Source organism: Natrinema salinisoli (genome assembly GCF_020405205.1).
In the GTDB taxonomy this organism is placed as follows: Archaea; Halobacteriota; Halobacteria; order Halobacteriales; family Natrialbaceae; genus Natrinema; species Natrinema salinisoli.
Map to the genome: position 1 here is coordinate 362441 of NZ_CP084470.1, position 19891 is coordinate 382331.

Sequence of the window (19891 nt, forward strand, 5' to 3'; positions counted from 1 at the left end):
GGAATCGCTCACCGCAGTCGACGCAGCGGGCGTCTATCGACTGATCCATTATCGGATGGTGCTCTCGAGTGCGGTTCCCCTCGTTGCTTGCAAAGTGGGGATGTGGAAACAGAGGCAACTCACAGTTTTTTACGACTGTCGCGCCGGTCGTTCGAGCGGCGACTACCCGCCGTTCGACGGGATAGTCACCACTTCAGGGGCCGAAATCCACCGTAGTATATGAAGGTTAGCGGAACGTATCTCCTCCCGTCCTCACTATCCATGGCACCGAACACGCTCACTGTCGAACTCACCGGCCGGGAAAAACGCGACGTCGTTCGTGCACTCCGTGCGTTCGCAGACGAGAAGGAGGCGGACGGAGCGTCAGCAGAAGCGGATCAGCTCCGAAGTCTGGCGAGCCGCATCGATCGCGAGTAAGTTTGCTCCGTTCTCCTGGCATCGCTGCTTCCGAATATTCTGTGAACAGTGATAACTTATATCGTGCTGTGTGTTAATCTGCATCATATGTCGCCAGCTGACCACTACCGGCAGACGCCTCGAAACGGGACCGACCAGACGACGGTCACCGAAACGACCGACGATAGAGGCGAGGATATCCCATCCGAAACGGGGACCGTTGAAGCATTAATTGAGGAAATCGTCGAATCACAGACCGACGACTTGCGGGACGAACTCGACTCCCTCGAGCGACAGATCGAGACGGTCGACGACTTCGCTCGCATCAGTCTGAACGAGCGAAAAGTCAAACAGAACGAAGAAAAGCTCTCCGAGTTCTCGGAATCGCTCACGGCGTTCGCCGAGAAAGCGTTCAACAACATCAACGCGCTCGAGGACCGCCTCGACAGGCAGGCGCTCTTGCTCGTGACGATCCTCGACTCCCTCGAGGACGACGTCGACCTCTCGACGGTCCGTCGCTACGAGGACGATCGGCTCATCGCGGATTCCGCTCCCGACGAGCGGCTGGCGGCGGCGATCCGGGGAGAGGACGCGACTAAAGAATAGTGCATGGGCGTACCGACAGGGAGACGAGGGCCTTCGGTTGTCGACCGACACAGGACCTGAACCAGCGCTGTCGGGCCCGTCCAGCAGAGTCGGACAGAAGCACCGCTACACTTCCCGTTCGCCGACGACGTTCTGGAGGTAGTCGGCGCGCCTGGCCTCGTAGATGACTTTTAGCTCGTCGCTCGCAGGTTTCGCCACGCACGTCAGTCGAAGGTTCCGGTCGTCGACTTCCTCGTCGGTCAGGAACAGGTTCATATCCATCTCGAGGTCGCCCTCGACGAGGAACGCACAGCAGTTCGCACAGGAGGCGGCGCGACACTCGAACGGCCAGTCGCAGCCCTCGTTCTCGGCCCCGTCGAGGAGGTACTCGTTCTTGTTGATCTCTATCGTCCCGTGCTCCCGGTCAGTAAGGTCGGCTGCGGCCGCCTTCTCGAAGAGACTCTCGTCGTCGCGACTCCACCCGTGGCGCTGTAACGCTCCGTAGCTGAGATACTCCACGGTAGCAGTCTCGCCGTCGTCCGCCCGCTCCAAGCGTCGGTCGCCTCCTCGTCCGGCTTTGATGTTCGGCAGCTCCCGATCGTCAGACATACGTTCACAATGACCATCAATGTAGGTCCATTTATTTCTACGGTCGAGACCCGTTTCAGCGCACGCATGATCGATCGGGAGAGGAGCGACGCTACTGTCTCGTGTCGTCGAGATCGGGCAACGGATCGGAAAGCGCGCTCGTTTGTCCGTCGCGTTCGCGGTCGACCGTCTCGAGTGCCTCCTCGAAGTGCGTAGCGGTAATATCGATTTTCCCGGGATCCGCATCCGGAGTACCGACGTACTGCCGGACGGCGACGGACGCAGCCTCGCGACAGACGGCTTCGATGTCGGCACCGACGTAGCCGTCGGTTCGTTCGGCGAGAGTTCCGAGATCGACGTCGTCGGCGAGAGGGCGGTCGCGCGTGTGAACCGCAAAAATCTGGCGGCGCGCGTCCTCGTCCGGAGCGTCAACGTGAATGTGGCGATCGAACCGTCCGGGACGCATCAGCGCATCGTCAAGAAGGTCGGGACGATTTGTCGTCGCGATGACGACGACGTCTTCCAGTTCTTCCAGCCCGTCGAGTTCGGTCAGCAGCTGTGAAACGACGTGTTCACCGACGCCGGCGTCGGTGCTGCCGCCGCGTTCGGCTGCGATCGCGTCGATCTCGTCGAAGAAGACGACCGACGGTGCGTTTACCCGTGCCTTTTCGAATATCTCACGGATCCCTCGTTCGGACTCGCCGACGTACTTGTTCAAGAGTTCCGGCCCCTTGATCGAGATGAAGTTCGACTGGGCCTCGTTGGCCACGACTTTCGCTAACAGCGTCTTACCCGTTCCCGGCGGCCCGTACAGCAACACGCCTTTGGCCGGTCGAAGCGCGACCCGATCGAATGCAACGGGGTGTTCCAGCGGCCACTGGACGGTCTCGCGGAGCCGTTGGGTCGTTTCAGCCAGTCCGCCGACGTCGTCCCAGGTCGCATCCGGCACTTCCACGAACACCTCCCGAAGCGCCGAGGGATCGATGGTACGGATCCCGACGTCGACGTCGCTCGACGTTACATCGAGCGTCTCGAGAACGGCTGCATCGACCGTACCGTCGGTACCCTCGGGGTCGAGTCCGTTTCGCCGAAGCGCCTGTATCGCCGACTCGCGAATCAACCGTTCGAGATCAGCCCCGACGAATCCGTGGGTTCGTTCTGCGATCCGATCGAGATCGACGTCATTGGCCAGGGGAACACCCTCCGTGTACACGTCGAGTATCTCCCGCCGGTCATCTCGATCCGGAACCGGAACCTCGATCTCACAGTCGAACCGACCGGGACGGCGAAGCGAGGAATCGAGCGTCTCGGGGCTGGCCGTCGCCCCGACGACGGCAACTCTCGATCGGGGGTCGTGGTCGTCGAGTACGGAGACGAGCCTCGCGACCCGTCGGTGACCCCGTTCGCCGCCTAAATCGTCCGTCAGCACGTCCAGATCGTCGACAAACACTATCGCCGGCGCATTCTCCTCCGCTTGGGCCATCGCTGTCTCGAACGGATCTTCCCCGTCGGGGTCGAGCGAAACGACATCGGACCCTCGAACTGTTACAAGCGTAACGTCCGCTTCGTCAGCCAGCGCTCGAACGAGCGCCGTCTTTCCCGTCCCGGGCGGCCCGTACAGGAGGACACCGTGGGGCGGATCGATATCCAACGTCCGGAACAGTTCGGGATTCGCTAGCGGGAGTTCGACGAGTTCCCGTACCTGATCGATGGCCGCGTCGAGCCCCCCGATTTCGTCGAACCCAGTCGTCGATTCGACCGGCGGAACGAGCGACGACCCGTCGATCGACGAGCCCGAGAGCCGAACGGTCGTCCAATCGCGGACGACGACCGAACCGGACGGTTCGGTTTCGGCGACGTGAACCGGAACGCCGTGACTGGTAGCAGCGGTATGTCCGGCACCGGAGTTCGGATCGTCCCCGACAGCAATCGTCTGCCCGGCCATCAGGACACGATCGACGAGCGCGTTCGTGAGATCGATGGCGATTTCCTCCGTCACGTCTGGGGGAAGCGAGAGCGTCAGTTGATCGGCTTCCCTCGCATTAGCTCCCTCAACTGATACCGTCTCACCGATATCGGCCCCCAAGGATTGTCGAAGCGATCGCGGGAGTCGAACTTCGCGTTCGTTCATCGTCTCACTCGTTCCGGTCCGGGCTCTGGTAGCGACCGTTTGTTCGCCTGAAACGACTCGAACAGGATCCCCATCGGCGACCTCGAGTTCCTTCATCGCGGTCGCGGTAAGCGTGGCGACAGCATCAGTGGGAGACTCCGAGCGAAGTGCCGCTTTGACGGTGAACTCCATTCGGTCTGTATTTTCGTCGCCATCTACATCAACCCGTGGGTATTGTTATCACCCATGTCCGTTCTCCCACGATTGGATGGAAAATTGTGCGAATATTCGAAATGAAATATTACAAATTGTCCCGTAAGCAGATATATGCCGTTAGTGATAACATTTAATAGCCGAGACTAGGTGTGATAGAACACCTCATGGGTAGGTCATACAAACCACAAATCACCGCTCGAGAGAGGGGAAAACTGACAACACAATTAGGGGTCGCCGAATCGAGCGTCGACTCGGAGCCGACGCTCGAGGAACTCCGAGACGTGATCGATTCGGGAACGGATTCGCAGTTCGCGACGATGGGCGAGTCCATCCGAAGCGATCTAACGGGGAAGCTCGAGGGAGACGTCCTCGAGTCGGCGATTTCCGACCTCGAGGAGGCGTTCGAAGGCGCTGAAACGGTTCGTGAAACCGGTGTCCCTGCCAGACACGGCCCCGGAGACGAGGGGGTAGACGAACTCTACCGCGAGTTGATTGACCCCATCTGGGATGCCTACGATCATCTCGTCGATGTCGGCCTCTTTGAGAGTCTCGAGGAGAACCTGCCGGCGTTTACGGCGGAACACATCGATCATACGGCAAGAGAAGTAGTGAACGCGGACGGGTTGCTCGACGACCTGACCGACTGCGGCTTCGACGACCGCGAGCGGACGGCACTACTCCTGACCGTCGTCGACAATAACACGCGTCTCTCTCGGTGGGTTCCCACGCGGGACATCCCCGACGGAGTCGAATTCAACGTCGACTACGTTCCACCGCTGTATCACCGAGCTATCGGCGGGGGATTACTGTGGATCAAGGCACTCGATAGGCATCTCGTCCAGAAGGAAATCCTCCTCACCGAGGACATCCTTGACAACGCGTTCTGGCGGACGAAAGCGATCCTCGGGGGAGTCTACCTGTTCCTCCGGGCCGTCCGAGATATAGCCACGACTGACGGGGAGTTGACCGACGGCCAACTGGTCGCCGCGCTCAGTGCGGGAGCCGCGATTACCATCGTCAACATGGAAGAACTGATGCAGGAAGTGTTCTGGCTCCACGAGGAGAAACGAGCGCCGTCATCGGCACGATAACGACACTAACGAGATTCAACAATGGCAGCAGAAGATCAAGAAGACAAAGCCGTCAAGGCCGCAAGCGAAACGATCGTCGAAGAGACCGACCTCGGATATCAGGTGTTCAACGCTCCGGACGAGTCGGTTCTCGACCAGCACGACACCGATCGAATCCCCCGGTTCGACGTCACACAGGAGATGCTCGACGAGGGGAGCGGAGACCCCGAAAGTTGGCTGATGTTCGCCAACAATTACGAGGGACACCGCTACGCGACGGCCGACGTCATCACGCCGGATAACGTCGACCAACTCGAACTCGAGTACGAGATGACGGTCGGCGCGAACTCCAGCATGGAAGGGTCGCCCGTCATCGTTCCGGGCGATCCGCCCGTAATGTATCAGACGAACGGACCGAGTCACGTGAAGGCGATCGACGCCCGCGAGGGGGAGACCCTCTGGAGCTACACCTATCCCGCGCCCGAGGACGCGGTGCTGTGCTGTGACGATAACAACCGCGGCGTCGCCGTCTGGGAGGACAAGATCTACATGACCTCACTGGACTCCGGCGTCCAAGCGCTCGATCGCTACACGGGCGATGAGCTCTGGTACACGTCCACCGCGGACTACAAGGAGGGGTACTCCGCGACGTGGGCTCCAATCGTGTACGATGGCATCCTGTTCACCGGGAGCGCCGGTGGGGAGTACGGCGTGCGCGGGTTCCACTGTGCGATCGATGCGGAAACCGGGGAAGAACTCTGGCGGATGCACCCCTGCCCCGAAGAGGAGTACATCGGCGACTCGATCAAGCAGTCCGGCGGCACCAACTGGATGAGTCCGACGCTCGATACGCAGCGTGAACTGCTCTACTTCAACGTCGGCAATCCGAGCCCGGACTTCAACGGCACCGTCCGACCGGGGCCGAACCGCAACACGTGCTCGACGATCGCGGTCGACATCCACACCGGCGAGATCCAGTGGTCCCACCAGGAGTCCGCACACGACATCTGGGACTACGACTCCGCACAGATGCGAATGATCCTTCGCGACGTGGAAATCGACCACCGCGACTACGAGGGAGATATCGTCTACAACGCCGGGAAGACCTCGTGGACCTACACCATGCATCCGGATACCGGCGACCTGCTCGTGCGTGGCGAACCCATCACTCAGCAGATCAACTTCATGAAGATGGTGCCCCACGTCGACGAGGAGCGCGAGTACGTCATGCTGCCGGGACTGCTCGGCGGGCAGGACTGGCAGCCGTCGGCGTACGATCCCGGGACTGGTCTGTGCTACCATAAGGTGCTCAATACGCCCCACTCGGTAAAGTGGCGCAGCGAAGAGTACAGGCCCGGAGAAAAGTTCTGGGGCGGCGTCGTCGACGTCGAACCCGACGAAGAGGACGTGCCGGACGACTACAACGGCCACATCAGTGCTATCGCCGCAGTCGACCCCACCACAGGACAGGTCGTCTGGCGCGACTGGATCGACAGCGACCGGTACCTCTGGGGAGGGACGATGACGACTGCTACCGGCCTCCTGTTCGCCGGGACACAGAACGGAAACATGGTCGCCTACGACTCCGAGAACGGCGAGCGGCTCTGGGAGTTCGATCTCTCAGACAAGGCTATCGGCGGTGATCCGGTCAGCTGGTACGATCCCGGGACCGAGAAACAGTACGTCGCGATCCAGGTCGGCGGCAGCGGCTTCGTCGGTCGCGGGCCGCGCGGTGACAGACTCGCCGTCTTCTCGCTTGAAGCGTAACCCGCTGATCCCCGTTTTTGGCCAAGTACTATCTGCAGCGACACGGACGATACGACCACCACTCATGGCAATCAAAGACATCAGCGCGGTAGACGAACTCGAGCGAATCGTCCGGGACGACCCGACGGTTCTCCCCGAGGTGAACGAACAACTCGACAGCCGGCTCGCCAGCGACGAACTGAGCGAGCGTATGGACGCCGGGCGGGCGTTACGTGCGGCGGCCAACGAGGACCCCGAACTGGTCGCCCCCTACGAGGAGACGTTCGTTTCGTTTCTCTCCGAGGAGAGCGGTTCGCTTCGGCTGTCCGGGGCCGTCGGTATCGCCGAACTCGCCAGTATCGAGCCGAAACGGGTCTCCGGTGTCGCACCGCAACTCGTCGACGTGCTCGAGGAGACGGTTGCACCGGCCATCGAAGAAGCGGTGATACGGTCGCTCACTCGGATCGGAATGGCCGACCCCGAAGCGGTCGCGGACGCCGACCCGGTCGTTGCCGAGCGATTGCCGGACGCAACGTTACCGACCCAGACGGTCATCACTCGATCGTTCGTCGGAGTGGTTCGAGAGGAACCACACCTGTTCGACGAAACCATCGCGGCGTACGCGACACTCATCCAGTCCGATCCGGAACGAACCGTTCGGTTCGCTGCCGAAGCACTCGCCGACGTCGCATCGGCGGACCCGACCGCACTGCCACCGCTCGAGTCCGTACTCGACCGCATCGAGGAACTCGAGGCTCACGTCGACGCCGATCCGCGACCGGACGCCGGAACGGAAATCAAAGCAGCCGCCCGGACGCTGCGCAGCGTCAAAACGGCCTGACTCGGACAACGCACTGATCGATTCGAAGCTGATCACGCCGTGATCGGGTTGCCAGCAGGTGGTCGTGGCCTCTCAATCTATTGGGATCAGCCACCACCCGGATTCCCGTCCGCTTCCGGAGCCGCGTTGAAAACCATCTGAAGCGTATCACTTTCGGGCTTAGAGACGCAGGTGAGTCGCAAATTCCGCTCCTCGACTTCCTCGTCGGAGAGGGCAAGATTCATGTCCATCTCTGCCTCACCGCTCTTTAGGACCGCCGTACAGACGTTACAGGTGCCGGATCGGCACTGGGACCCCCACTTCAGGTCGTTCTCCTCGGCCGACCGCAGAAGCGTTTCGGTCCGATCGATCTCTATTTTCCCGTGATACCGCTCGCTGAGGTTCTCCTCCGCGGCTTTCTCGAAGAGATCGTCGTCCTCGACGCTCCAACCGTTCCTGACGACGGCCCGATAACTGAGATACTCCAGTTCCACTGGCGGTAAATCCTCCCCATTGTCGGCGGTCTCTTTCGCCCCTGGCCCTACTGCGGGGAGCTCGATATCCATATGCTATGCTATCGTCACACACAGTTATAATTTTTCGCGACAGCCATCTCAGTCTGGAATTGTAATATATCTCGTCCGATAGCGTTCAGGCTGTCTCCTCGAGCGTACTGTTCGATCACTCGGGGGCAGTGCCAACGACGATGACATAGCCGTCCTCACGCTCGACTACGGTACTGACAGTGAGTCCGGCATCAGCGACTAATTCGCTCCAGTAGGTTGCCGGTGAGGCATCCTCGTCGTGTGGGTACGGAAGCGCGAGTACCCCAACTGTCCCACCGGGTGTACAGACGCGGCGTGCTTCGGTAAGCGTCTCGCGGGCATCAGTCGCCGAGAGGTCGTGGAGCACGCGACAGAGCGTGACGATGTCGACGGTATCTTCCTCCAACGGGATACGTGCGGCGTCCCCCCGCATCGGCGTCACCTCGACGCCAGCGAGCCGCGCGTTCCGGCTCGCTAATTGCGGTCCGTTGCCGAGGATGATTCGATCATCGAACACGTCGACCGCGAGAAGCGAGCAGCGCTCGGGGATAGCGGGTGCAAGCCCGACGAGGGATCGCCCGGTCCCACAGCCGATGTCGAGCATCCGTTCGGACTCCGAAAGCGGGATTTCGGCGGCCAGTGCGTCGTACTTTTCGCGGTCGAGTACCCAGGGTGGGGGGGATAGCAGTGACGTTGCTGCCGATCGGACTGTTGCACCTCCCCAGAGGAATAATACGAGGGTAACTGCGATCACAGTACTTCTTCGAGTTCGACGTTCGGACTGTCCGATGGCGAGCCCGGCGCTAATCGCCAACAAACCCAACAGCAGTCGGCGCCCCCGTTCCCGCCAGTGATACAGTCCGAAGTTATACCAGTGCAACGGGGTCGTTTCCCCGCCGCTCATTCTCCGGACAACGGTTCACCTCGACGCGTGATTTTCGTTGCCGGAAGTCCGGCTCGGTCAGCGTGTTCGCGGACTGCGTCCTCACTCTCCGCGCTGTAATGACAGAACGTCCCGACGACCTCTTCGTCGTCATTCGTCATTACCTCCGAATCCACCCAGCGAATGTCGACACCCTCATCGCGGAGTTCCTTTAGCGCCTCTCCGGATTGCTCCGCTGCCGCGTCCAGTTCGTCGGTCGTAATCGGTTCCGGAAGCTCTCTCAGGATCAGGAAGTCGTCCGTTGGTGAACTCATACGTCAACCATACACACGATTCATGTATTTGTAATACTTTCGGACGTTCGTATCTCGATTCTCAATCCCTCGGCCTCATCAGACAGTCGAACCTGAGCAGCAGGCCGCCGAGACCAGTCGCCTCCGAGTCCGGGGGAGCAATCCTCTCACAGTTCGGGTTGTCGTACCGACGAGACGAGTCTAGCCGGAGTACGAGGACGATTCAGATTGTAGGGACCGTCGATACTGGACACGACTAGCAAAGCGAGCTCGAGTCACGCGCTCACCCGCCGGTCCCCGCTGGGTTCCGGCCGATTCGTGTCGCGTACTCCCGTATCGGCGGCGCATCCCGGTCGATATACGCGTTCGTCCACGCATCATCGGGATCGACGTTGCCGTCAAGGAGGTCGGTTTCGGCGAGGAGTTCGCCGAGCCGTCGCCAGCGGTCGGCCTGATGGACTCCCCACCCCGCTTCACGTACGTGGTCGGAATACTGAAGCTCCGAGGCAGCCGCGCGGAACTTCGCCAGTTCGATCTCGCTTCGTCGCTCCAGCGTCGCATTCCGATCGACGAGCGCATCGAGCGCCGCTTCCGGGTCGTTGGTCGCTTCTATCCATCCTCGTGCGATCGCGCGAAGCAGCGATCGAACCGCGTCCGGGTCATCTTCCGCGAATTCGCGGTTTGCGACGAGCATCATCCCGTAAACGCCGAGCGACTCGCCGATGGCAAGCTCGTCGGCCCGCCGGTCGTACTCGCGTTCGAGTTCGCGCCCGTTCGTGACGACCCCGACGGCTGCATCGACGCTTCCGTCGAGTAGTTGATGTTCGACCCGGTGATGCGTGTTCGGATCCACCTCAAGGAGGTCGACGGTATCTCTGATACCGACCTGTTCCAGGGCTTGTGCGGCGAGGATCCTCGTTTTCGTCGCCGACGGTGCGACCGTCTTTCCGGCGAGCTGAGACAGGTCTGTCAACGGCTCACCGAAGACATCACGGAGCGTGTAAATCGCCGCGGGAGTCCGTTTCGTCAGCGCGGCGACTGCTAGCGGGTCGAACCCCTCGCTCCCTTTCGCGAGGACGGCGCTGGCACCCGCGAGACCCACATCGGCGCGACCGCGAGCGGTCTGTTCAGCCGCGAACGGCGAGCCGTGCCCCTCGACGAACTGAACGTCGAGCCCTTCCGCTTCATAAAATCCCTTTCGGCGGGCGAGAAAGTACGGTGCCTGAAAACCGTTTGGCTCCCAGTTGAGCTGGAAGGTGACGGTAGTCATCGGTCTTCCTCCAAAAGGCGGAACGTTCCCGACGGAATGTGGTCGACGCCGAGCGCGTTCGATCCGGCGACCTCGAGCAGCTGATCGAACAGTTGTTCCATCCCCTGAACCGTCTCGGCGTCCCACTCTCGGACGACCATGTCGCGCCAGCCGTCCCGGATCGCCGCGACAATCACTGGCTCGTCGTCGGTCATCAGTTTCTCACCGATTTCGTCCCAGAGATCGTCGTCGGTCAGGAGCCGATCGACGGCGTCGCGATACGCCGCCGTGAACCGGCGAACGGTAGTCTCCCGTTCGGCGAGGAATTCCTCACTGGTCAGGAACGTCGACACCGGTACGCGGTTATCCGTCCGAGCCAGACGCTGCACGACGTCGGCCATCGAAACGACCGCTTCGTACGGTCCTCGTTCCGTAATTTCGGGAACGATTTGCCAGAACTGGAGCGCTGCATCTACTTCGCCGTCGCGAAGCATCCGGGTGAGTTCGACCTTCGAGCCAGCTTCGATTGGCGTGGCCGTTTCGTCGGGGTCGAAGCCGTAGTACGATCGACACGCCGCACGGGTGAGAATCCAGTTCTTGTCGAGGCGCCGAACGACACCGATACGGTGGCCCGAAAGGTCAGCCAATCCCCCGATATCGGTACGTTCCGGCGCCACGAGTTTACCGACCGTTCGACCGTACGGATAGATGGCAACGATATCGGCACCGCGAGAGCGTTCGCGGGCGGTGGAAATGTAGTCGATATCGATGAGATCGGCATCGCCGTCCTGTAAGCGCGCTTCGACGGTCTCCATCCCCCCTTCCAACGTGTCGGAGACGAGTTGGACGTCCAGGTGGAAGCCGTGCTCGTGGTCGATGCCAAGCCGTTTGATCGTATACAGCATGTAACGGGGGCTTCCGTTGTGTTCGAAGCGAGCACGCATAACCGGACGACCGTCGGCGGCGTCGTGGTGAGCGTCCAGCACGGCCTGTTGGCGTTCGACGTTCATCGTTCGATTGGTGCAACGATCGCGTCGATATCGGCGCTTTCGTCGACGAGTTGGCGGCGTTTCATCCACGAGAGATGGTCGGACAACTCCTCGCGATCGGCGACCTCCGGCGACTCGTACCGCGGAACCTCGATATCCTCAAGGAGCGCGTCGTATTCGACGTCGTCGAAGAGGTCTGGTGCAACGTCGGCGTCCGCTCGTAGCATCTCGAGATAGACGTCTCGGTACGCCGACGGGTGTTCGTTGATGTCCGATGCAGCGCGTTCGTATCCTCGTATGAATTTCTCGAGGACACTACCGTCAACCGCGTCGGCACCGACGATACCCATATGATTCTCGAACTGCAGAACGGGTCGGAATCCGAGCTTCTCGGCAAGAGTGCTCTGTGGTTCCAGCAACGAGACCGCCTCAACGTCCCCGTCCCGAAGCGCACGAAGTCGATCGGTCGGCATCCCGTGATGCTCGAGTGTTACCGCATCACTCGGCATGTGGTTCTCGAGTGCTCGGATTACCGTGTACTCTTGGCCGGTTCGTTTATTGACCCCGACTGGAACGTTCGCGAGATCACTCGGGTCCGCGAGATCACTCTCCTCGCGAACGTAGACGGTGTACGGCTGGTTCGCGAACGTTCCCTTCCCGACGATCCGGCCGTCATCCATCTCCCACGTCCGCTTGATGCTTTCCCACTTGCAGATCGGGTAGATATCCACGCCGTGATCGTCCGTCAGCGACTCCTCTGCGGGAATGTACTTCCAGTCGACGTCGCCTCTATCGCGTTCAACCAGCTCGACCTCCAGCCCTTCCGCTTCGAAGTATCCCTTCTCGGCCGCCACCTTCTGTGGCAGCATGAACGAGAACGGGAGATGAAACAGTCGTACTTTGTCATTCATTTTCCATCTAAGTCGTGGACATTACACTAGTTATTAATAGTATCGTGGGAAGTTTTAAGTAAGTAGGTGAAATGTTTGTCGCCTATCATGGATCGCGTGTGCAGAACTGACCGTGAATACGGAGAGCCCTCCCCGGGGGTCCGACTGGCAGACCTCGCAGGAGGGACGCGGGCGAGCATGAAGTTTTGGCGGATTGAACCGGGAGCGACCCTCCCCACTCACCGGCATTCGAACGAACAGATCGGGTTTCTCATCTCCGGTCGGCTCGTCGCCGTTCTCGAAGACGGAGAAGTACCGCTAGAACCCGGCGACTCCTACGTCTTTTCCAGCGACGAGTTCCACGGTGCGGAGAACCGCAGTGACGAACCTGCCGTGGGGATCGGTGTCTTGAGTCCTCCTCGAAACGCCCCGAGCTGGGGAGACGACCGCGCTGCGAGTGAGCCAGAGCAAACCGATCCGATCGAATCGGACGAGTAGGATTCCGTATGGACGCTATCGATCACATCAACGTAGACGTCAACGATCTCGACGCCTGCTATCAGTTCTACCGCGAGGTACTCGAGTTAGACTTGCTCCGGCCACCATCCGATTTTCAGGGCGAACACGCGATGTTCGAAGCCGGAGAGACCGTCCTCACGCTCGCTGAAACGGGACGAGCCGACGAGTGGGACGAAGAGAACATTACGCATCCACTCGATAAGGCGCATCTCGCGTTCGAAACCGGTCGCGAGAACTACGACCGGATGATATCCGAACTCGACGGCCAGTTCCCGAAGCAGGGGCCGTACGATTGGGACTCCTTCGAAGGATTCTATTTTCTGGATCCGGACGGTAATCTCCTCGAGATCATCACGTACGAGCCGGTCCCCGACGATATCGAGCGCACGTTACTTACTCACGACGACGTGTGAACTACCCCACCCTACTCGCTCGCTTGCGCTCGCTGAGGAGGGGGGCTTAACGCCTCGATTCAGCTAACGGTGGCAGCCTACGACTGCGTATCGCCACTCCCGTCAGTGGCAATGGTCTCTTTGTCGCTGCGCTCCTCTCGTGCGGTCTGTAGATATTCACGCCCTTCTTCCGTCTGCCAGAGCTTTTCGTCGAAGACGGAAGAATTGGTTTCGAACTTGTGAACCGTCGGTAGCTTCGTGTTATCGAACTGTGCGATCAGCGATCCGTGCTTTTTGAAGAAGTGATGCATCCATTGCTCCGCCTCGTGGTCGCCGCTGAACTGCATCAAAAGCTGCCAATGGTAGTTGCTGTCCGCGTTACAGAACATGACGACGTGCGGGTCCTCGACGAGTTCCCAGTAGCACTCTTCCCACTGGTCCTCGAAGTTGGGATAGTGAAACGCGATTCTGAAGCTGTGGTAATCGAAGATTCGTTTGTTTGGTTGGATCGATTTCCGGAAGACGTCTTTGTCAGACATTTCGTGGAGAAGTTCGTTCACCCGGTTGTGCGACAGTTCGATGCCGTACTGATCCGCGAGGATATCCCTGATTTCCCGAACGGGGGCCGTCGGGTTATCCATACGGACCTTCAAAAGAACGATATCTCTCGGAGAGAGTTCGGCGTCGAAATCGTCTCTACTGTTCATTCTGCTCTTGAGCGTTCGTTGATGCAGGCACGTAATAAATCTTCATACAATTACCAAACTATAGGTTCTCTTCTCGAAAGATGTATTGCATCATACCGCACTATATTATCATTGTAATTCGTTTTCTCGTGTGGTCACTGAGCGCCGCTGCGAATCCGTCGTGAACTTCCTGGAAACCAGCCGAGTTCGGACATGATAGGGTTCGAAATCATTGTGGAACAGTAACTGGCCAAAATCGGAGAAGCGTTCTTTGTAATCTAAACACGATTCCAAAATCATTCTTAACATTGTCATCCCAATTATCTATTACAAAATAACACCTACGGAGTAAATATAACTAATCGCAGTTACGTGAGTTGGGCAACAATTATTTCAAAAGAGAGCATACAGTATGCTGTTCGGTAACATGAGTGACATAGGCGGCTTCCAGGATAGGATTGCTCGTATCGATCTCTCGGACGGAGGGGTCACATACGAATCGATCGACGACGAGGACGCAAAGAAGTATATCGGTGCGCGGGGACTCGGGGTGAAGTACATCTTCGACCAGGGACCGGAGGTCGATCCACTTGGCCCGGACAACCTGCTCGCGTTCATGAACGGGCCGCTGTCGGGGACGCAGGTCACGATGAGCGGCCGGATCGCCGTCTGTACGAAATCGCCGCTGACCGGGACGATTACAGACAGTCACCACGGCGGCTGGTCGGGGGCCCGCCTCAAGTGGGCCGGCTTCGACGGCCTGACCTTCGAGGGAGAAGCCGACGAACCTGTGTACGCCTACGTCGAAGACGGCGAGGTCGAACTCCGGGATGCCTCTCACCTCTGGGGCGAGGGCGTCCACGAGACTCGAGACCGACTCGAGGAGGAACACGAGGGATCCTACGGCAAGAACCTCTCGATGATGGCGATCGGTCCCGCCGGCGAGAACGGCGTCAAGTACGCCTGCATCATGAACGAGGACGACCGGGCCTCCGGTCGCGGTGGCACGGGCTGCGTAATGGGGTCGAAGAATCTCAAAGCGATCGTCATCAAGTCGACCACGCAGATGCCCAAGCCAGCTGATCCGGAGACCTTCAAGGAAGGCCACCAGCAGGCGATGCAGGCCATCACGGAATCGGAGGTCACCGCGCCCAACGAAGGCGGACTCTCGATGTACGGGACGAACGTCCTGATGAACATCGGGGAGGAAATGGACGGCCTCCCGACCAAGAACGGAAAGTACACCTCGACAAAGAGTATGCGCGAAGCCGAGGGCGTCGACATCGACGCCGAGCGCGTCTCCGGCGAGAACGTCCGCGAGAACATTCTCGTCGACGAACCCACCTGCCACTCCTGTCCGGTCGCCTGCAAGAAAGAAGTCGAGGTCGACGTGATGCACAAGGGTGAAGAGCTGAACGTCCGCACCGAGTCCTACGAGTACGAGTCGGCGTACGCGCTCGGCCCCAATTCGGGCCACACCGACCGCGACGAAATCGCAGTCATGCTCGAGCGCTGTAACGACATGGGCGTCGACACCATCGACGCGGGTAACATGATGGCGATGGCCATGGAGATGACCGAAGAGGGCAAACTCGAGGACGTCGGCGAACTCGACTGGGGCGACTCCGAGACGATGATCGATCTGATCGAACGGATCGCCCGCCGCGAGGACGACCTCGGGGATCTGCTGGCCGAGGGGCCCCGCCGAGTCGCCGACCGGATGGACGCCCGCGAGAACTCGCTGGCGGTCAAGGGCCAGACCATCGCCGCCTATGACCCGCGCTGCATGAAAGGAATGGGTATCGGCTACGCGACCTCGAACCGCGGGGCCTGCCACCTGCGCGGCTACACGCCCGCCGCGGAGATCCTCGGTATTCCCGAGAAAGTCGACCCCTACGAGTACGAGGGCAAGGGCGAGCTCACCGCTCAGTTCCAGGACCTCCACGCGATCAGCGACTCCTTCGACATCTGCAAGTTCAACGCGTTCGCCGAAGGCATCGAGGAGTACGTCACTCAGTACAACGGGATGACCGGTCGCGACGTCTCCGAGGATGACCTCCTCGAGGCCGGCGAGCGGATCTACAACCTCGAGCGCTACTACAACAACCTCAACGGCTTCGACGGCAGCGACGACTCGCTGCCCGAGCGCTTCCTCGAGGACGGCATCCCCGGCCAGGGTGCCAGCGAGGGCGAATACTGCGAACTCGACGAGATGAAGGCAGAGTACTACGAGCACCGCGGCTGGGTCGACGGCGTCGTCCCCGACGAGAAACTCGACGACCTCGGGATCGAGGTCGGACCCGGAACCGGCGTCAGTGCCGACGACGGCGGTGCAGCGGCACCGAGCGACGACTGATATCCAAATAGGAGAGGCCAACTACCGATTCGACGATCACTCGACGTTCAGGTCGCCCGTGCCCGTCTTCGGTTCCTCGAACTCGAGTTCGATCTCGAGCTCGGCTTCCGATTGGTTCGAGAATTCGATCTCGACTTCGATCGGCTCGGCGAACTCGAACGGGATTTCCCAGTCGTCACCGCTTATTTGCAATTCGTTGCCGTCCTCGACGGCGTCCGCTAACGTCCGGAGGAACGCTGCCGTGTCTCCCCCGGACAGGTACACTTCCCGTTCGAAGAACCCGTCCGTAATCGTCGTCGTGTCCCGGGGTTGGCTGCTCGGAAAATCAACCTTTTTGACCATAGTATCTAATTTATACTGCCACTGGTTAAGTTTGTGGATGAAATCATAACATTTCTCGAGTAACTATTTATAATCGGGCCTACTCGTGTATTCGTATGACGCTGCTCGAGGTGTTCGGAAGCAGCCAGCGCCTAGAAATCCTCCGCGAGCTCACGCACAGGCCGATGTACGTTTCAGAGCTTACCGAAGCAGTCGGAATGGACGGAAAAACGGCTTCGCACCACCTCTCGGTGCTCGAAGACGCGGAATTACTCGAACACTATTATCAGGGAAATCGAAAATATTACCGGTTAGTTCGAAGTGTACAGTTCGAAGCGTCACCGCCACCTGAACGATCGTTCGTCCTGCAAGCCAACGAACGATCTACAGAGAGTCCGTCTGATTGACTGGGAAAAAGTGAGTACGCGAATGACAGGAGAACGCCCGGGGCTTTAGCCGTGGGATGAATCCGCCACTGCTGCGTCTCACTCTCGAATCGCGCGGAGTCGCCCCGGCGCGTCATCGTCAATTCCGACCACTGCATCGTCGGCCAGTGGCGTCTCACAGTCCGAACACGCGACCTCTATCAGCGTGTGTGGGCGCTCACAGCACGGGTCAACCGTCCTTTCCGTAACGTCGATGGTTCCACCACAGGCCGGACAAACGCGGATAAAGAGACGAAGGCTCCGGAGAAGGGCGATTCGGTCGTTCGGTGACAGGGTTTCCCATCCGCTGCCCCGCTCCGCAAGGAGACGACCCGCAGCAACGTCAGCGATCAGCGCCCATTCGGAGATCCAGCGTATCGATTGGTTCCCATCGATGACGGCCCCGGTCGCAGCGTGTCTCGAGACGTCATCGGTGCCAAAGAGTGTCCGAAGCACGGACTCATCGATATCCTCGGAACGGATCCCTTCGATTGCTGCCTCCCACGCGGTAGCGAACGAGTCGGTCAGCGCCGGGGCTTCGGCGTCCGTGAGGGCACCGATGGCGACGAGTTGCTCTTCGGTCGCTGCGTCGGCGTCGATCGATCTGGAGGCCCGCCCTGCGACCGGTTCTTTGCCGAACAGTTCGAGCACCGACGCGGAGAGATAGCGTTTCGTGAGTGCCGGCGTCCCTGGTACGAGATAGCCGCGAAAATAGATGAGAGCGAGTGCAACGAGGAAGAAGACGATTCCAACGCCAGTCCCAGCGGCGACTCCCGCGGCCCCGGCGAGTATTATCGCAATACCGACGTTTACGGCGGTGCACGGCGTGCACCGGTTTTCTCCGGTGTATTCGTTCCGCTTGAAAGCGTTGAGGGCCTCCATCTCGAGTAGATATTAGGCCGACGAGAAATCAAATTTCCGGGCCTTCCGGATTGCTGTCGGTACTGCACGCGAGACAGACCGGTTCCGCCTTTCGTCGATGTGAAAGGAGGTCGACCGAACGCTCGCGACCGCGAGTCAGCCACTGATCGGCACTCCGCCGAACACGAAGATCGCGATCAGCCAGTAAGCGATGTAGAGGCCACCGAGCAGAACGCCGTGCCACCGCTTCAGATAACCTTCGTAGAGGAAGTATGCGGCGAGAGCCGTCACGATAATCACGGCGGGGAGATGCAACGTGAGCACGGACGATTCGATACTGACCTCGCTGAGGAACATGATCACGCCGACGTTCCCCGTCACCGAGAAGAGTACACTCCCGATCACGTTTCCGACGCCGATCTCGGGGAATCCTCGTCGGATCGGCTCGATAGTGAGCATGATGTCCTCGAACGTGAGAATCAGCGTGAGGAACGTCGCCCCGAAAACGGTCTGATCGATGCCGAATCCTTCGATCACGACTTCGGACCCACCTTCGAGCAACATCGCCGCGAAGACGATGCCGGCGAGAGCGATGACGGAGAGACCGAGCCATACGATTCCGGAATCGGTTAAGTTCCCGAAAAATCGATCCTCGGGTATTTCCTCGAGCGAGTTGGGTCTAGCCGTTCCGCCGTCGGGCCGGAGATCTCGGATTTCCTCCCCGAATTCAGTGTTTCGGAACACGGGGACGTCGCGCTGACGCTCCCGGAGAATGAAGTATGCAAAAGAGAAAACAAAGAATCCAGTCAAAATCACTCCGTGAATGAACGTCAACGTTCCGAGAAGAACGAAGGGAACGAGGACGAACGGCGACAGCACAAAAATGACGAGGTAATCCGTGGGGAGATCGACCGGGAACGGGCGGACGATAGCTGCCCCCGCAAGTGTGATGCCGGTAATCGCCAGACCCGTTCCGAGCGCCATCCCCAGGGCGGCGCCTTCCAGTTCACCGGACGAGAGCACGAGTGCGAGGATCGTATCGTCGAACTCGAACCCGGTGAAGATGATCGCCAGCGCGAACAACGACATCTTCATATTGAGCGACGCGCGGGCGAGATAGCTGATCAGTTTCTCAGTACTCACCATGAGCAACGCGATACCACCGAGGAGGATGAGTACCGCACCGACCGTCCCCTGTGCCTCGATGAATCCCTCGATCGCCCCTTCGATACCGCCTTCGCTTTCTTCCGCTTCACCCGTCTCACCCTCTTGTGCGAGTACCGGAGCGACGGTCAGTGAGACGGCTACTAATAAGACGAGTACAATAGTGAGTGAACGATTCACATGCATATGGTGAACTGCGATAGTTTCCATTATGAATATACGTTCTCGGGTACAGAATTTCGTTGGAAAATTATACACGGAACGTTGGAACCCGTGTCCACAACTGGAGTCGCTTCCCCTCATCGGTAGAAATGTGTGATTTCATATGTGAACACTTATTGCGCGAATTTGTGGGTTTCAGCGACTCTGTAATCTGTGATCACTGGCCAAGACATACCAAACGGGCTCGAGATCAACGCGGAATTCGAGGAGAACTACGAGAAATCCACTCAGGACAGCTCGACCAGCGAGTGAATCGCAAAACGGACTAATCGTTCGTGCCGCGAGATAGCTATCCGTCGCCGACGACGTTCGGATCAGTACCGCCGCTTACGTCCGGCATTTTCGACCCTTCCTCGTCGGCCGCTGACCCGAGCGACTCGAGTCGAACGCTGGAGATTTCGTACTCCGGAATGCCGGCCTGCGGGTCGAACGTCTCCTGAGTGAGTTTGTTGACCGCGCCAGTCGCGAAGTGCATCGGGATGAACAGCGTTCCTTCACCGACGCACTCGCGGCGGCCATCGACGCGTTCAACGAGGAGGGATTCGACGTCACTACGCGCGAAAAG

At 59.6% G+C, this 19891-nt stretch carries 21 protein-coding genes and 1 pseudogene; 9 read left to right on the forward strand and 13 right to left on the reverse strand.

The window, feature by feature from the left end; genetic code table 11:
- Positions 1-261: 261 nt before the first annotated feature.
- Together LDB05_RS22580 and LDB05_RS22585 are read left to right on the forward strand one after the other, a co-directional pair.
- Entirely contained in the window at positions 262-417 is a 156-nt protein-coding gene (locus LDB05_RS22580; RefSeq protein WP_226008100.1) for a hypothetical protein, read from the forward strand.
- An 87-nt stretch (positions 418-504) separates the two neighbouring features.
- Positions 505-1002 carry a hypothetical protein gene (locus LDB05_RS22585; RefSeq protein ID WP_226008101.1) on the forward strand — a complete coding sequence of 166 codons (498 nt, stop codon included), beginning with the start codon at positions 505-507 and terminating at the stop codon, positions 1000-1002.
- A gap of 105 nt (positions 1003-1107) precedes the next feature.
- Here LDB05_RS22585 and fer read toward each other — a convergent pair whose 3' ends face one another.
- Positions 1108-1590: a ferredoxin Fer gene (gene fer, locus LDB05_RS22590; RefSeq protein ID WP_226008102.1), complete on the reverse strand. Its 483-nt coding sequence runs from the start codon at positions 1588-1590 to the stop codon at positions 1108-1110.
- A 91-nt stretch (positions 1591-1681) separates the two neighbouring features.
- The gene (locus LDB05_RS22595; protein ID WP_425498615.1) at positions 1682-3871 is read right to left on the reverse strand and encodes an AAA family ATPase; all 2190 of its coding nucleotides are present in this window, start codon (positions 3869-3871) and stop codon (positions 1682-1684) included.
- Positions 3872-4059: 188 nt separating this feature from the next.
- On the opposite strand from LDB05_RS22595, the gene LDB05_RS22600 reads away from it, so the two are divergent.
- From LDB05_RS22600 to LDB05_RS22610, 3 genes are all read left to right on the forward strand, one after another.
- On the forward strand, positions 4060-4986 hold the full coding sequence (locus tag LDB05_RS22600) for a hypothetical protein (protein ID WP_226008104.1): 927 nt from the start codon (positions 4060-4062) through the stop codon (positions 4984-4986).
- 21 nt (positions 4987-5007) lie between these two features.
- A complete protein-coding gene (locus LDB05_RS22605) occupies positions 5008-6732 on the forward strand; it encodes a pyrroloquinoline quinone-dependent dehydrogenase (RefSeq protein ID WP_226008105.1) in 1725 nt (574 codons plus the stop codon).
- 64 nt (positions 6733-6796) lie between these two features.
- On the forward strand, positions 6797-7552 hold the full coding sequence (locus LDB05_RS22610; RefSeq protein WP_226008106.1) for a hypothetical protein: 756 nt from the start codon (positions 6797-6799) through the stop codon (positions 7550-7552).
- Between the two features lie 86 nt (positions 7553-7638).
- Here LDB05_RS22610 and LDB05_RS22615 read toward each other — a convergent pair whose 3' ends face one another.
- From LDB05_RS22615 to LDB05_RS22640, 6 genes are all read right to left on the reverse strand, one after another.
- Positions 7639-8097 (reverse strand): 2Fe-2S iron-sulfur cluster binding domain-containing protein, encoded by a 459-nt coding sequence (locus LDB05_RS22615; protein ID WP_226008107.1) that lies wholly within the window; start codon positions 8095-8097, stop codon positions 7639-7641.
- A gap of 115 nt (positions 8098-8212) precedes the next feature.
- Complete coding sequence (locus LDB05_RS22620) at positions 8213-8830, reverse strand: class I SAM-dependent methyltransferase (protein WP_226008108.1); 618 nt, start codon at positions 8828-8830, stop codon at positions 8213-8215.
- A gap of 146 nt (positions 8831-8976) precedes the next feature.
- Entirely contained in the window at positions 8977-9273 is a 297-nt protein-coding gene (locus LDB05_RS22625) for a DUF4242 domain-containing protein (protein WP_226008109.1), read from the reverse strand.
- A 262-nt stretch (positions 9274-9535) separates the two neighbouring features.
- Complete coding sequence (locus tag LDB05_RS22630; RefSeq protein ID WP_226008110.1) at positions 9536-10522, reverse strand: ABC transporter substrate-binding protein; 987 nt, start codon at positions 10520-10522, stop codon at positions 9536-9538.
- Complete coding sequence (locus tag LDB05_RS22635; protein WP_226008111.1) at positions 10519-11511, reverse strand: ABC transporter substrate-binding protein; 993 nt, start codon at positions 11509-11511, stop codon at positions 10519-10521. Before LDB05_RS22635 ends, LDB05_RS22630 begins: the two co-directional genes overlap by 4 nt.
- Complete coding sequence (locus LDB05_RS22640; protein ID WP_226008112.1) at positions 11508-12401, reverse strand: ABC transporter substrate-binding protein; 894 nt, start codon at positions 12399-12401, stop codon at positions 11508-11510. The genes LDB05_RS22635 and LDB05_RS22640 overlap by 4 nt, the downstream gene beginning before the upstream one ends.
- Positions 12402-12488: 87 nt before the next feature.
- On the opposite strand from LDB05_RS22640, the gene LDB05_RS22645 reads away from it, so the two are divergent.
- Both LDB05_RS22645 and LDB05_RS22650 read left to right on the forward strand, forming a co-directional pair.
- Positions 12489-12878 carry a cupin domain-containing protein gene (locus tag LDB05_RS22645; protein WP_226008113.1) on the forward strand — a complete coding sequence of 130 codons (390 nt, stop codon included), beginning with the start codon at positions 12489-12491 and terminating at the stop codon, positions 12876-12878.
- 8 nt (positions 12879-12886) lie between these two features.
- Positions 12887-13312, forward strand: a complete 426-nt coding sequence (locus tag LDB05_RS22650) for a VOC family protein (RefSeq protein WP_226008114.1) — start codon at positions 12887-12889, stop codon at positions 13310-13312.
- A 77-nt stretch (positions 13313-13389) separates the two neighbouring features.
- Here LDB05_RS22650 and LDB05_RS22655 read toward each other — a convergent pair whose 3' ends face one another.
- Positions 13390-13932 carry a helix-turn-helix domain-containing protein gene (locus LDB05_RS22655; protein WP_226008115.1) on the reverse strand — a complete coding sequence of 181 codons (543 nt, stop codon included), beginning with the start codon at positions 13930-13932 and terminating at the stop codon, positions 13390-13392.
- A gap of 472 nt (positions 13933-14404) precedes the next feature.
- Here LDB05_RS22655 and LDB05_RS22660 point away from each other — a divergent pair, with 472 nt between their 5' ends.
- The gene (locus tag LDB05_RS22660; protein WP_226008116.1) at positions 14405-16333 is read left to right on the forward strand and encodes an aldehyde ferredoxin oxidoreductase family protein; all 1929 of its coding nucleotides are present in this window, start codon (positions 14405-14407) and stop codon (positions 16331-16333) included.
- Between the two features lie 36 nt (positions 16334-16369).
- On the opposite strand, the gene LDB05_RS22665 is transcribed toward LDB05_RS22660, so the two are convergent.
- Entirely contained in the window at positions 16370-16675 is a 306-nt protein-coding gene (locus LDB05_RS22665; RefSeq protein WP_226008117.1) for an amphi-Trp domain-containing protein, read from the reverse strand.
- A 95-nt stretch (positions 16676-16770) separates the two neighbouring features.
- Between LDB05_RS22665 and LDB05_RS22670 the strand changes: the two genes are divergently transcribed.
- Positions 16771-17061: a winged helix-turn-helix domain-containing protein gene (locus LDB05_RS22670; RefSeq protein ID WP_226008118.1), complete on the forward strand. Its 291-nt coding sequence runs from the start codon at positions 16771-16773 to the stop codon at positions 17059-17061.
- Positions 17062-17139: 78 nt separating this feature from the next.
- Here the strand turns inward: LDB05_RS22670 and LDB05_RS22675 are convergent, their stop codons facing one another.
- The 3 genes and pseudogenes from LDB05_RS22675 to LDB05_RS22685 all read right to left on the reverse strand — a co-directional run.
- Complete coding sequence (locus tag LDB05_RS22675) at positions 17140-17961, reverse strand: DUF8054 domain-containing protein (protein WP_226008119.1); 822 nt, start codon at positions 17959-17961, stop codon at positions 17140-17142.
- A 135-nt stretch (positions 17962-18096) separates the two neighbouring features.
- A complete protein-coding gene (locus LDB05_RS22680) occupies positions 18097-19290 on the reverse strand; it encodes a sodium:calcium antiporter (RefSeq protein ID WP_226008120.1) in 1194 nt (397 codons plus the stop codon).
- Between the two features lie 325 nt (positions 19291-19615).
- Positions 19616-19828: pseudogene (locus LDB05_RS22685) on the reverse strand (hypothetical protein); the annotation flags it as partial.
- Positions 19829-19891 lie beyond the last annotated feature (63 nt).